The organism is Morganella sp. B601, assembly GCF_051172335.1.
Classification (GTDB): Bacteria; Pseudomonadota; Gammaproteobacteria; order Enterobacterales; family Enterobacteriaceae; genus Morganella; species Morganella morganii.
Genome location: NZ_JBPIZE010000002.1, coordinates 110,390 through 123,643, shown reverse-complemented (window position 1 = coordinate 123,643; position 13,254 = coordinate 110,390). Strand labels below are relative to the sequence as shown.

13 protein-coding genes are annotated in these 13,254 nt (G+C 48.1%); 10 read left to right on the top strand and 3 right to left on the bottom strand.

All coding sequences use genetic code 11. The annotated features are described in order from the left end of the window. Positions 1-74 precede the first annotated feature (74 nt). Entirely contained in the window at positions 75-1,022 is a 948-nt protein-coding gene (gene prs / locus ACSBQN_RS05275) for a ribose-phosphate diphosphokinase (RefSeq protein ID WP_004239474.1), read from the top strand. Between the two features lie 97 nt (positions 1,023-1,119). On the opposite strand, the gene ACSBQN_RS05270 is transcribed toward prs, so the two are convergent. Beyond that, a complete protein-coding gene (locus ACSBQN_RS05270; protein ID WP_004237330.1) occupies positions 1,120-1,389 on the bottom strand; it encodes a stress-induced protein YchH in 270 nt (89 codons plus the stop codon). 303 nt (positions 1,390-1,692) lie between these two features. On the opposite strand from ACSBQN_RS05270, the gene pth reads away from it, so the two are divergent. Both pth and ychF read left to right on the top strand, forming a co-directional pair. Then, positions 1,693-2,283 carry an aminoacyl-tRNA hydrolase gene (gene pth / locus ACSBQN_RS05265; protein WP_004239475.1) on the top strand — a complete coding sequence of 197 codons (591 nt, stop codon included), beginning with the start codon at positions 1,693-1,695 and terminating at the stop codon, positions 2,281-2,283. 106 nt (positions 2,284-2,389) lie between these two features. Then, complete coding sequence (gene ychF, locus ACSBQN_RS05260; RefSeq protein WP_024472949.1) at positions 2,390-3,481, top strand: redox-regulated ATPase YchF; 1,092 nt, start codon at positions 2,390-2,392, stop codon at positions 3,479-3,481. 82 nt (positions 3,482-3,563) lie between these two features. Here ychF and ACSBQN_RS05255 read toward each other — a convergent pair whose 3' ends face one another. Both ACSBQN_RS05255 and ACSBQN_RS05250 read right to left on the bottom strand, forming a co-directional pair. After that, a complete protein-coding gene (locus tag ACSBQN_RS05255) occupies positions 3,564-4,121 on the bottom strand; it encodes a hypothetical protein (RefSeq protein ID WP_214177124.1) in 558 nt (185 codons plus the stop codon). A 52-nt stretch (positions 4,122-4,173) separates the two neighbouring features. Next, positions 4,174-5,037, bottom strand: a complete 864-nt coding sequence (locus tag ACSBQN_RS05250; RefSeq protein WP_354632802.1) for a hypothetical protein — start codon at positions 5,035-5,037, stop codon at positions 4,174-4,176. Positions 5,038-5,263: 226 nt separating this feature from the next. Between ACSBQN_RS05250 and yedE the strand changes: the two genes are divergently transcribed. The 7 genes from yedE (at position 5,264) to ACSBQN_RS05215 (ending at position 13,246) form a co-directional block, all read left to right on the top strand. Then, positions 5,264-6,343 carry a YedE family putative selenium transporter gene (yedE, locus tag ACSBQN_RS05245; protein WP_024472946.1) on the top strand — a complete coding sequence of 360 codons (1,080 nt, stop codon included), beginning with the start codon at positions 5,264-5,266 and terminating at the stop codon, positions 6,341-6,343. Beyond that, positions 6,333-6,587, top strand: coding sequence for a hypothetical protein (locus ACSBQN_RS05240; protein WP_036407835.1), 255 nt, complete (start codon positions 6,333-6,335; stop codon positions 6,585-6,587). The genes yedE and ACSBQN_RS05240 overlap by 11 nt, the downstream gene beginning before the upstream one ends. Before the next feature lie 169 nt (positions 6,588-6,756). Continuing rightward, entirely contained in the window at positions 6,757-8,223 is a 1,467-nt protein-coding gene (locus tag ACSBQN_RS05235; RefSeq protein WP_024472944.1) for a TrkH family potassium uptake protein, read from the top strand. A 559-nt stretch (positions 8,224-8,782) separates the two neighbouring features. Continuing rightward, positions 8,783-9,757, top strand: a complete 975-nt coding sequence (locus tag ACSBQN_RS05230; protein ID WP_062771709.1) for a substrate-binding domain-containing protein — start codon at positions 8,783-8,785, stop codon at positions 9,755-9,757. 60 nt (positions 9,758-9,817) lie between these two features. Next, a complete protein-coding gene (locus ACSBQN_RS05225; RefSeq protein WP_036407931.1) occupies positions 9,818-11,311 on the top strand; it encodes a sugar ABC transporter ATP-binding protein in 1,494 nt (497 codons plus the stop codon). Further along, entirely contained in the window at positions 11,304-12,299 is a 996-nt protein-coding gene (locus ACSBQN_RS05220; RefSeq protein ID WP_024472941.1) for an ABC transporter permease, read from the top strand. The genes ACSBQN_RS05225 and ACSBQN_RS05220 overlap by 8 nt, the downstream gene beginning before the upstream one ends. After that, complete coding sequence (locus tag ACSBQN_RS05215) at positions 12,299-13,246, top strand: ABC transporter permease (RefSeq protein WP_197708807.1); 948 nt, start codon at positions 12,299-12,301, stop codon at positions 13,244-13,246. The genes ACSBQN_RS05220 and ACSBQN_RS05215 overlap by 1 nt, the downstream gene beginning before the upstream one ends. Positions 13,247-13,254 lie beyond the last annotated feature (8 nt).

The window sequence follows — 13,254 nt, the reverse complement described above, 5'->3', positions numbered from 1 at the left end:
GCCCCTGATTCCGTCTCCGGACGCTTTCAGGTTCACAATTCAATCTCTCTGGACGCATGCCTGAGGTTTTTCTCGTGCCTGATATGAAGCTTTTTGCTGGTAACGCCATCCCGGAACTAGCACAACGTGTTGCCAACCGCCTGTACACTAACCTCGGAGACGCTGCGATCGGTCGTTTCAGCGACGGTGAAGTCAGTGTTCAAATCAATGAAAACGTGCGTGGTGGTGATGTTTTCATCATCCAGTCCACCTGTGCGCCAACTAACGATAACCTGATGGAACTGGTTGTCATGGTTGATGCACTGCGCCGTGCTTCTGCGGGTCGTATCACTGCTGTTATCCCGTATTTCGGCTATGCCCGTCAGGATCGCCGCGTCCGCTCAACGCGTGTGCCAATCACCGCGAAAGTGGTCGCTGACTTCCTCTCAAGTGTGGGTGTTGACCGTGTGCTGACAGTGGATCTTCACGCTGAGCAGATTCAGGGCTTCTTCGATGTTCCGGTTGATAACGTCTTCGGCAGCCCAATCCTGCTGGAAGATATGCTGCAGAAAGATCTGGACAACCCGATTGTGGTTTCTCCGGATATCGGTGGTGTGGTCCGCGCCCGTGCGATCGCCAAACTGCTGAACGACACTGATATGGCTATCATCGACAAACGCCGCCCGCGTGCGAACGTTTCTCAGGTGATGCATATCATCGGTGATGTTGCCGGTCGTGACTGTGTACTGGTTGACGATATGATCGATACCGGGGGCACGCTGTGCAAAGCTGCGGAAGCACTGAAAGAACGTGGTGCGAAACGTGTGTTTGCATACGCAACTCACCCTATCTTCTCCGGCAACGCGGTCAACAATATCCGTGATTCTGTGATTGATGAAGTGATTGTCTGTGACACCATTCCGTTATCAGCGGAAATCAAAGCACTGAATAAAGTCCGTTCTCTGACCTTATCCGGAATGCTGGCAGAAGCCATCCGCCGTATCAGTAATGAAGAGTCTATCTCCGCGATGTTCGAACACTGATTTCATAATCAGTATACACATTGCGTGCTTAAACCCGTTGTGAAGACAACGGGTTTTTTGTTGGCAGGCATTTTAACCGTTAGCGATAATATTTCGTTTACGGCATCCGGCGGCGGTAGCGGCTGTGGAAATGACGCAGCCAGTAATATTTATCCGCAATGGATTCACGGCGCCCGCTCAGACCGGCTCCGCCCAGCCACACCAGGGCACCGATAAAGATCCCCATCAGGGAGGCTTCGGAATAGATATCCGGTAAAGGAAGTGCAAAAATAAGGACACCGACAGTAAAGGCCATACTGCCGACCATCAACAGCATACCGACAACCATCAGCAGGTTACCGAGCAATAAGGATAATTTACGTTTCATAGGGACCTCCGCCACTCTTTTGTCTGCTAACAACTCAAAGTACGAAAGTAGGAATTCCTTCTTGACATAGATTATAGCCCGAATTGATACGTATATGTTGCGTATGAGATCACATAGACCAAAAATAAAACTTTTTATTTGGCTTATTGTGCCAAAAAGCGAAACTTAATAATTCATCGCTAAATTATTGCACAAATATCCACATCCGTCCGGGAAGGACGTTTCTTTTGTACTCCGCGCGGGTGACGGGTAGAATAGCCCTCTTTGCAGTCAAAACCTGCCTGAACAACAAGTGATACAAGTGTGAGTCAGATAAAATTAATTGTGGGGCTGGCCAACCCCGGTGCGGAATACGCCCAAACCCGCCACAATGCCGGTGCCTGGTATGTGGATGAACTGGCCCGCCGTTATAATCAGTCATTAAAATCAGAAAGTAAGTTTTACGGTTATACCGCGCGTCTGAATATTCAGGGGAATGATGTCCGCCTGCTGGTACCGACCACCTTTATGAACCTGAGCGGCAAAGCAGTCGGTGCCCTCGCCGGTTTTTACCAGATTGCCCCGGATGAAATTCTGGTGGCACATGATGAGCTGGATCTCCCGCCCGGCGTGGCAAAAATGAAGCTCGGCGGCGGCAACGGCGGTCATAACGGCCTGAAAGATATCCAGAGCAAATTGGGTAACAACCCGAACTTTCATCGTCTGCGTATCGGTATCGGCCATCCGGGTGATAAAAGCAAAGTTGTCGGCTTTGTGCTGGGCAAGCCCCCTGCCTCCGAACAACAACTGATTGATGAAACCATCGATGAAGCTGTGCGCTGCACCGATGTGCTGATGAAAGACGGCATGGCAAAAGCCATTTCACGTCTGCATACATTTAAAGCCGGTCAGTGAGCCGCAGGTATCGTCTGTTTATCCGTAACCGTGTATAATCGGCGGCAATTATTTAACGTGCTTGCAGGCCGTTTTGGTCTGCTGTCATTTTTAAGGTGAAGAATTTATGGGTTTCAAATGTGGTATCGTCGGTCTGCCGAACGTCGGGAAATCAACGCTGTTTAACGCGCTGACCAAAGCAGGTATTGAAGCGGCGAACTTTCCGTTCTGTACAATTGAGCCGAACACCGGCGTGGTGCCGATGCCGGATGCCCGTCTGGATGCACTGGCGGAAATCGTAAAACCACAGCGTATTCTGCCGACCACCATGGAATTCGTCGATATCGCCGGTCTGGTGAAAGGCGCCTCCAAAGGTGAAGGACTGGGTAACCAGTTCCTGACCAACATCCGCGAAACAGAAGCTATCGGCCACGTTGTCCGCTGCTTTGACGATGATAACATTGTTCACGTTTCCGGCCGTGTTAACCCGGCAGAAGATATTGATACTATCAATACCGAACTGGCGCTGGCTGATCTCGACACCTGTGAACGTGCTATTCATCGTGTGCAGAAGCGCGCCAAAGGCGGTGATAAAGACGCGAAACTGGAGCTGGAAGTGCTGGAAAAATGCCTGCCGCTGCTGGAAAACGCACAGATGCTGCGCACACTGAACCTGAATAAAGAAGAAATGGGGGCGATCCGCTACCTGAGCTTCCTGACTCTGAAACCAACCATGTACATTGCCAACGTCAATGAAGATGGCTTTGAGAACAACCCGTATCTGGATCAGGTGCGTGAAATCGCAGAGAAAGAAGGTTCAGTAGTGGTACCGGTATGTGCGGCAATTGAATCCGACATCGCTGAGCTGGAAGATGGTGACCGCGAAGAGTTTATGGCTGACCTCGGTATCGAAGAACCGGGCCTGAATCGTGTGATCCGCGCCGGTTACGCCCTGCTCAACCTGCAGACCTACTTCACCGCCGGTGTGAAAGAAGTCCGTGCATGGACCATCCCTGTCGGCGCAACCGCCCCGCAGGCAGCCGGTAAAATCCACACCGACTTTGAAAAAGGCTTTATCCGCGCCCAGACCATCGCATTTGAGGATTTCATCCGGTACAAAGGCGAACAAGGTGCAAAAGAAGCCGGTAAAATGCGCGCAGAAGGTAAAGATTACATAGTGAAAGACGGCGACGTGCTGAATTTCCTGTTTAATGTGTAACTACTGATAGTTGCATCTGCATATCTGCAATAGCCCATATTAATATATGGGCTATTTTTTTAAATAATGTTTCTCTGTACCTTCATTCTGGTTTATTTTCAATATTCCATTTCGGATCCGGCTGAAATGGCTGAATCTGTACCTGATTACCATTTTTCATACAATCATCCGTTATCTGCTTAATTCCTTCTTCCGGCCAGAGTGCTGTGCGGAAACCAATTTCACTGTACGGAACCACATTGTCTTTCAGATTTATTGCAGGTTTTGATAATATCAGTGAGCGGACATAGTCAGCGTTATCAACCGGCCGGTACGGCATTTCCCAGTTGATTAAGTAATGATTTTTCCAGATAACATTGACATTATTTTCACGATCTTTATTACGCCATTTATAGCCAATCAAACAAAAATCGTTAACCTCATTATTCATATTATAGATAGCAATAAAATACTTGGCTGCATCCTCAAAATGCGCCTTATAGCGTTTATCATCAAGCGGCTTAAATACGGATTCAGGCTTACTGTCATATATCCCCCAGTCACCGGATAGTTCCCGGTTTCCGGATGATGCACTCCCTGAAGAAAAAATAATAAACAGGAGTATCCCTGTGACAACATTAACTTTTTTATCGTCATTCATATACCGGCCATCACTCAGATTCCCATTAAAATAAACAATTTAATGACCTAAATTAATAAACATACTCATAATCAATTTCCGCATGATGCTTATAGATACTGTCCTTTTCGCCATTCTCACTTTCAATTAACACCGTTATATCCCGTTCTGCACGCGTGCATCTGCCGAATTTATTCCACTCTTTGCATGTCGTCACGGTTGTTTCTGTTGTGGAAAATTTCTGAATCATTGTACTGCCTGATACCTTACCATCCGCCGTATAGGTATATTCTTCCGTTGTAGTGTCTGACTGAGCCCGTATTAATCGGTCTTTGTCATCATAAAAATACCGTGTATCTGAACTGTCATTGGGTTGTGTACTGACTCTGCCGGATTCTGACAGTCGTCCCTTATCGTCACTTAAAAAGCGGGTCTCCGCTTTGAATTTCATACGTTCATCACCTAGCGTGGCATAAGACGTATCTTCAGATTTTGTTATTTTTCCGTTGCTGCCGGTCAGAAATTTTCCGTGCATTCTCTGCAGCATAAATGTGTTATCGACACCATGCTGATCAATACCAGACAGTTTAAATGTCATATTATAGCGCCAGCCTTCATCCTTTTTATTTATCCTGATGTCAAAGACATTGACGATAACATTCTCTTTTATGCGGGATTTAACGACCTTGCTGTTTTCCAGTATCAGCAACCTGCCGCAATCATCAAATTTTACATACGCATTACTCTCAATATAGTCATCATTGCTTTTTATATGCATCTTCATTTCTTTCACGGAATCGTTAAAAGGCTGTTCCTGAGTGAAAATAAAGTTATTAAATGCGTTAATGGCAGCCGTTTCTTCTGAACAGGTATTTTCACCGGCATACACATTATAAGAAAAGGCGCACATCAGGCTTAACAGCAATAATTTTCTCAATCTACAGACTCCCGGAAACGGAATAAATGGTTAATATGTACGGATTATAGAGTGATGGTGGCTGCCTGCAAAATGTATTTCTGTTCTTCACCTGCTCTTTCCCCGGTCATTGCTTTCAAAATCTTTGACCCGGGTAAAAGATATTATTTTTCACTGCGGTACATTGACCCTGTACTTAATAGGTTCTATTAGTCAGGAGATAACATCTCCATAACGGAGTCATATAATGTCCGCAACAAAAATAATTATCATCATTTCCGGTATTATTATAGGGATCAGTGCTGTAATCCTTGGTATATACGGAAACCCGCCAAATATGGGTGTTTGTGTCGCTTGTTTTATCCGGGATAGTGCAGGCAGTATGGGATTGCATAATACCGAAACCGTTCAGTATCTTCGTCCTGAAATTTTTGGTTTTATTCTCGGTTCATTCGGGGCTGCGGTTATTTTTAAAGAGTTTCAGTCCAAGGCCGGTTCTGCACCGGTGATCCGCTTTACACTCGGTTTTCTGATGATGGCCGGTTGTCTGGTTTTTTTAGGATGTCCGCTGCGGATGATCCTGCGGATTGGTGCCGGTGATTTAAATGCGGTTGTCGGGTTATTCGGCCTGGTCGCCGGTATTGGTATCGGTAGTCTGTTTATTAAGAAAGGATTTTCATTACCACGTAATTATCAGCAGTCTGCCGCTGAAGGCTTAATATTACCGGCGGTGTGTCTGGTCTTATTTGTGCTGTTTATTATTGACAGTTCCATTTTCAAATCCAGTGTCAAAGGACCGGGGGCCGCTCATGCTCCGGTCTGGATGGCAATAACAGCCGGGCTTATTATCGGGGTGATTATTCAGCGTACCCGTTTCTGTTTTATCGGTATGGCTAAAAATATCTTCCTGTCCCGCAATTACACGATGGCAATCGGCGTTCTCGCCCTGCTGCTGGTTGTTATTGCCGGTAATATGCTCACCGGAAAAATCAATATCGGGTTTGATAATCAGCCGATTGCCCATAATGACGGGCTGTGGAATTTCCTCTCCATGTCACTGGTCGGATTATGTGGTGTCTTTATTACCGGCTGCCCGCTGCGGCAATTAGCCAATGCCGGACAGGGTAATACCGATGCGGCTGTCAGTGTACTGGGAATGCTGACCGGCGCGGCCTTTGCGCATAATTTTTCCTATGCATCAAGCCCTGCCGGTGTGACTGAAAACGGCAAACTGGTTGTTATTATTGGCCTGGTACTGACCATCGCCGTCGGTATTATTTATACCCGGCTTGCCAATAAAAAATCCGGAGCTGAGAATGCCGCATAACTATCTGTTTCTGTTCCATGTGCAGCACGGATTAAAAAAACTGAAAGTCCGTTTGCAGGAAGATTCCGTGGCATCATCCGTTATTGATGCTCCGCGCAGGATCACCACGGAATGTGAAACAGCGCTGACTGCGCAATTTTCCGCTGAAAATGATTATCTGAAGTATGCCGGTGAAAATGTCCGTGAAATCTGGCGGACGGACGGTCCGGATTATCAGCGGGTGTGGGCTGACGAAACGATGTAATATGGCTTTTTTGTGCCGTTATACTGACAGAAGGCTGCTGCCGGTTGCAGCCTTTTTTGATCCTGCTGCGCTGTTCAGCTGAAAACAATTTACAATCAGCGGCAATCAGTTCACTATCAGCTATTTCGTATTATCTGCTGTTTATTTTAGAAAATCCGGTGGTCATCCTGTGATATCAACCCGTTCCCGAGTCATTATCCATCTGAGCAGTTTTCTGATAGTGATTTACAGCCTGACATTATTATTACCGATGCTGGTTGCGCTTATTGCGCAGGAGCAGAGTTTTTTCGCGTTTGCCGGTAGTTTCCTGATTTTCTTTCCGGCCGGGTTAGTGTGCTGGTACCGCAGTAAAACCACCGGCCTGCAATTGCAGACACGGGATGGCTTTCTGGTTATTGCGGTATTCTGGCTGTTATTTTCTGTTATCAGCGCCATGCCGTTCTGGCTGGATGATCATCTGAATATGGCTTTTGAAGATGCCTTATTTGAAGGTGTTTCCGGTATTACCACCACCGGCGCCTCGGTATTTCACAATGTCACCGATTTGCCCCGCTCCGTTTTATATTACCGCGCCCAGCTTAACTTTATCGGCGGTCTGGGGGTTATTGTCCTGGCAGTGGCGATATTTCCGCTGCTGGGTATCGGGGGAATGCGTTTATATCAGTCCGAAATGCCGGGGCCGTTTAAAGATGAGAAATTAACACCCCGCTTAGCCAGCTCCGCCCGCAATTTGTGGTTCACCTATTTATTACTGGGATTTTGCTGCACGGTTGCTTTTAAACTGGCCGGAATGACATGGTTTGATGCCTTATGCCACGGGCTGTCGACCGTCTCTCTAGGCGGGTTTTCCACTTACAGCGAAAGTATCGGCTATTTTAACAGCTCCGCGATTGAATTAGTGGCGGGGGCTTTTTCATTATTATCCGCCGTCAACTTTACCCTTTATTTTGTGGCGCTGGCAAAACGCAGCCTGAAGCCCTTATTCAGTAATACGGAATTGCGTTTCTATTTTGCCGTGGCGGCATTGATTATCGGGCTGGTCTTTTTTGAAGTGTGGCGGGCAAATATGTATTCGTCTGCCGAAGAATCCTTTGTCCATGCTTTTTTCCTCACCAGCTCCATGCTGACGGATAACGGTCTTGCCACCGGTGATTATGCACAGTGGCCGTCTCATATTATTGTTCTCTTATTATTTGCCAGTTTTTTCGGGGGTTGTGTCGGTTCCACCTGCGGCGGAATAAAAGCGGTCCGGTTTTTAATTCTTTCCAAACAGAGCTGGCGGGAGGTCTATTCCCTGATCCACCCGAAAGCCCAAACCCTAATCAAAGTCGGTGATACCGTTGTGCAGCACCGGCTGATTAATTCCGTCCTGAGCTTTTTCTTCCTTTATGTTATTTGTACCTGCTTTTTTATCTGGTGTCTTAATCTGATGGGGTACGATTTAATGACCTCATTTGCCAGTGTCGCCGCCTGTATTAATAATATGGGGCTGGGATTCGGGTTAACAGCACCCGGGTTCGGGGAGATCTCTCCGGCGGCAAAATACCTGCTCTGTTTTGCCATGTTATTAGGCCGCCTGGAGATATATACCCTGCTGGTGCTGTTATCGGTCAGTTTCTGGCGTAACTGGCCGTAGTTCACATCACATTCCGGACGATTGTGAAACCACAGGAGTTCAGTTTTATTCTGTGATACGTTTCAATAACCGCCAGCTAAAATTACAGTAAAATCAAATAATAAGTAAATCATATCTGTTGTTTGCGTTGTTTTATTTCAGAGTTAACATCACCTGCTGATTTTATTTTGTGATTAAAATCACATTAAAATGAAACGATATCAGTCGTTACATTGAAAACAATCGGTTCAGCGCGATTTTATCGTAAGTCATAAGTATTTTTACAAATGTCAATAAAAATACTTTCCGCATGGCAATAATAAAATGCACTAATTGTTTTTATTTATAGGTTATTTTGTTAATTTTTTGTTTCATTGATATAGTTTCATGTAATTTAATTACACCGAATATCAATTGAAACAGTTTTGCATCAAATTAACAACACATCTATATCAATAATGGGCATAGATCACATTTTTTAGTTCTTCCTCCCCCTTTTATCATCCCTGCTCCTATAGTCAGGCTTCTATTTGGTCTCCCTGCAACACTCTCTGTATCCATATAAAAAGGGTTATTACCGATGAAGAAATCATTTTTTAAAGTTGCGGCATTATCTGTTGCACTCTTTTCCGCCAGCGTCATGGCAAAAGAATACGAAATCGTCAACGTCGTCAAAGTCTCCGGGATTCCGTGGTTTAACCAGATGGATAAAGGGGTTCAGCAGGCGGCAAAAGATCTGGGCGTAAATGCGTATCAGGTCGGTCCTTCCACGCCGGATCCGGCTCAGCAGGTAAAAATCATTGAAGACCTGATTGCCAAGAAAGTCGATGCTATCACCGTGGTGCCGAATGACGTAACTGTTCTTGAGCCGGTCTTTAAGAAAGCCCGCGAACAGGGAATTATTGTGCTGACTCACGAAGCACCGGACGGCCATAACGCTGACTGGGATATCGAAACTATCGATAACGATGCTTATGCCAAAGCAACCATGGATGAACTGGCGAAAAACATGGGCGGCAAAGGCGGCTATGTGATTTATGTCGGCTCCCTGACAGTTCCTCTGCACAACAACTGGGCAAACCTGGCGGTTGAGTATCAGAAGAAAACCTATCCGGAAATGTTTGAAGTGACCAGCCGTATGCCGGTTGCGGAAAGCATTGATGCCTCTTTCGCGGCGACCAATGACCTGATGAAAGCCCATCCTGAAATGAAAGGGATTGTTTCTTACGGTTCACTGGGCCTGATTGGTGCCGGTGAGGCCATCAAGAAAAAACGTGCGAAAAACAAAATCAGCACCGCGGGTATCCTGATGCCTGCACAGGCTGCACCGTATCTGAAAGGCGGCGAAATCAAGAAAGGTTTCCTGTGGAACCCGGCTGATGCGGGTTACGCGCTGGTGTCTGTCTCCAAAGATATGCTGGACGGCAAAAAAGTGACCGACGGTGTGGAAGTCAAAGATCTGGGTAAAGCTGAAATCGATACTCAGAAACAGGTGATTAAATTCAATAAAATCCTGGAAGTTGACAGCAATAACGCCACCTCGCTCGGTTTCTGATCCTTCTTTATTTTTTGTTAAAAAGGGCAGCATCCGTGCTGCCCTGTCATGGGCTGGTATATGTCAAAAGACGCACTGATTACCTTAAAACAGGTTTCCAAACACTTCGGCTCCGTCATTGCACTCGATAATATAAATCTGACGTTTAACCGGGGTGAGGTTCATTGTCTCGCCGGCAAGAATGGCTGCGGCAAAAGTACCTTATTCAAGGTGATCTCCGGGGTCCATCCGCCGGAAAAGGGCGCAGAAATTATTATTAACGGGCAGAGCTACAACAGGTTAACCCCGCAGCAATCTATTGAGCAGGGTATCCAGGTGATTTACCAGGATCTCTCGCTCTTTCCTAACCTGACTGTTGCTGAAAACATTGTGATTCAGGAACATGTTAAGTGGTACAAAGGGCTGGCCAACCGCCGCCGCCAGATGAAACAGGCGCAGGAAATTATCAGCCGTATTGGCTTGTCCCTGCCCCTGCATAAACGTGTTGAACAACTTTCCATTGCTGAATGTCAGCTGGTCGCTATCTGCCGCGCGATGGCAAATGATGCCCGGCTGGTGATTATGGATGAACCGACAGCCTCACTGACGCGCAGTGAAGTCAATCAGCTGATCCGCGTGGTCGCTGATCTGAAAGCCAACGGCGTCACCGTGGTGTTTGTCAGCCATAAGCTGGATGAAGTGATGGAAATTTCCGACCGGATCTCCGTGATCCGCGACGGGAAACTGATCGGAACGTATGATGCGGATAAGATGAACAGTGATGAGCTGGCGTATCTTATGACCGGTCAGCGTTTCGAGTTCACACCGCTTTCTGCGTACAACACCGGGGGACTCTTACGTCTCAGCGCAGAGAAACTGACAAAACAACATCAATTTTATGATATTGACCTGAAGCTGCATGCCGGTGAAGTGGTCAGCATTACCGGGCTGCTCGGTTCCGGGCGCACAGAGTTGTGTCTGTCACTGTTCGGCATGACGAAACCGGACAGCGGCACCCTGCTGATCAACGGTTCACCGGTTAAGCTGAACTCCAACCGGGATGCGATTAACCACGGCATCGGCTATGTGTCGGAAGACCGCATGAGCACCGGGCTGGTGATGGCGCAATCCATTCACGACAACACCACCTCGGTGGTGCTGCCGCGTCTGACCCGCAAAGGCGGGCTGCTCGACCATACCCGGGCGCATGACCTGGTCAGTAAGCTGATTGAGGCACTGCAGATAAAAGTGTCCGACCCGGCACTGCCGGTTACCAGCCTATCCGGCGGGAATGCCCAGCGTATTGCTATCGCCAAATGGATTGCGGCGAAACCGGATATTCTGATCCTCGATTCCCCGACAGTCGGCGTGGATGTCGCCAATAAAGAGAGTATTTATCAGATCATCAGAATGCTGGCCGCCGAAGGCATGGCGATTTTAATGATCAGTGATGAAATTCCTGAAGTATTCTATAACAGTCATCGGGTCATTGTGATGAAAGAAGGTCGTTTTACCCATGAGTTCAATCCGTTAACCACAACGGAGCAGGCAATCACGGAGGCGGTTAATGCTTAAGTCATGTCGTCATCTGTTTGCACATCATGAGTTCTGGCTGGCAGTATTAATTGTGCTGCTCAGTGTGTTTCTCAGCATCACCAATGAAGATTTTATGACATTGGGCAATGTGTTTGATATGACCACCAGCACCGCCATTCTGGCGATTATGGCCTGTGGTCTGTTTGTGGTGCTGGTCTCCGGCGGGATTGATATCTCCTTCCCGGCCACGGCGGCCACCGCGCAGTATGTGATGGCTACTTATGTGCTGTCACAGGGTGGTAACTTCTTTATCGCCTTTGCTATCGCGGCGGTTGTTGGTTTACTGCTGGGGCTGATCAACGCCCTGCTGATTTACCGCCTGAAAGTGCCGTCTATTATTATCACCATTTCCACCCTGAACATCTTTTTCGGCCTGCTGATCTATTTCACCAACGGCGAATGGCTGTACGGTTTCCCGGAGTGGTTTATGGATGGGGTTGAGGTGATGTCATTTACCGGCAGCGACGGTTATGACTACGGCCTGTCCCTGCCGATCCTGACCCTGATTACCGTGATTATTTTCACCGGTTTTCTGATGAGCAAAACCCGTATCGGCCGTCAGATTTATGCGGTCGGCGGTAATGCGGATGCCGCGAAGCGTGTCGGTATCAGTATTCTCGGCGTGATGCTGTTTGTTTACGGCTATATGGGCGCGCTGGCGGGGATTGCTTCTGTGGTGCAGACGCAGATCACCCAGTCTGTTGCACCGAATGCCCTGATGGGCTTTGAACTGACGGTGCTGGCAGCCGTGGTATTAGGTGGTGTCAGTATGACCGGCGGCAAAGGCTCCCTTACCGGGGTGATCCTCGGGGTTGCCCTGCTGGCAATTGTCAAAAACGGCCTGACCCTGGCCGGTGTACCGTCTTACTGGCACACCGTACTGACCGGGCTTATCATTGTTATCAGTATCAGTTTCACCGCGTATAACGAAAAACGCCGTGCCGCTGCGGGAGGTCATCTGTCATGATGTCAATGCTGAATCTGCGGAGTGACCGCAACATTATTTACCTGCTGGTGATCATGGCCGCAATCCTGCTGTTGCAGGGGATGTTTAATGCAGGCGCGTTTTTCTCTGTTTCCAACTTCCAGTCAATGACGTCCCAGATGCCGCTGCTCGGTATGCTGGCGCTGGCAATGTCTGTCTGTATGCTGACCGGCGGGATCAACCTGTCCATTATCGCCACCACCAATGCCTGCGGGCTGGTGATGGCGAGTGTGATGGCCATGAGCCCGGGTGATGGCGCCATGTTACTGCCTGCCCTGCTGGCCGGACTGGTCACCGCCGTGATTATCGGGCTGATCAACGGTTTTCTGATTGCGTTTGTCGGAGTGTCTCCGATCCTCGCTACCCTCGGGATGATGACCTTAATCAACGGCCTGAATGTGCTGATTTCCGGCGGTACCGTGATCTCCGGCTTCCCGCCGTCACTGCTGTGGCTGGGCAACGGTACCCTTCTCGGTATTCCGATGCCGCTGATCCTGTTCCTGCTGTTTGCGTTCCTGCTGTGGGGATTGCTGGAATACACGCCGCTCGGCCGTACCGTTTATCTGATGGGTTCTAATGAAAAAGCAACGCGCTTTTCCGGCCTGAATACACAGAAAACCATTATGGCGGTGTATGTGATTTCATCTGTTCTGTGCTGGGTGGCCGCGATTATTATGATGGCTAAGTTTAACTCCGCCAAAGCAGGATACGGAGAATCTTACCTGCTGATCGCTATTCTCGCCTCTGTGCTCGGCGGTGTGAACCCGGACGGCGGTTTCGGACGCATTATCGGCATTGTGCTGGCTCTGTTTGTCTTACAGATGCTGGAAAGCGGCCTGAACCTGCTGGGTGTCAGCAGTTACCTCATCATGGCGCTGTGGGGCGGTATTCTTATCTTATTTATTGCATTGCAGAAAGCCCGGTCATAAGGGAGCGG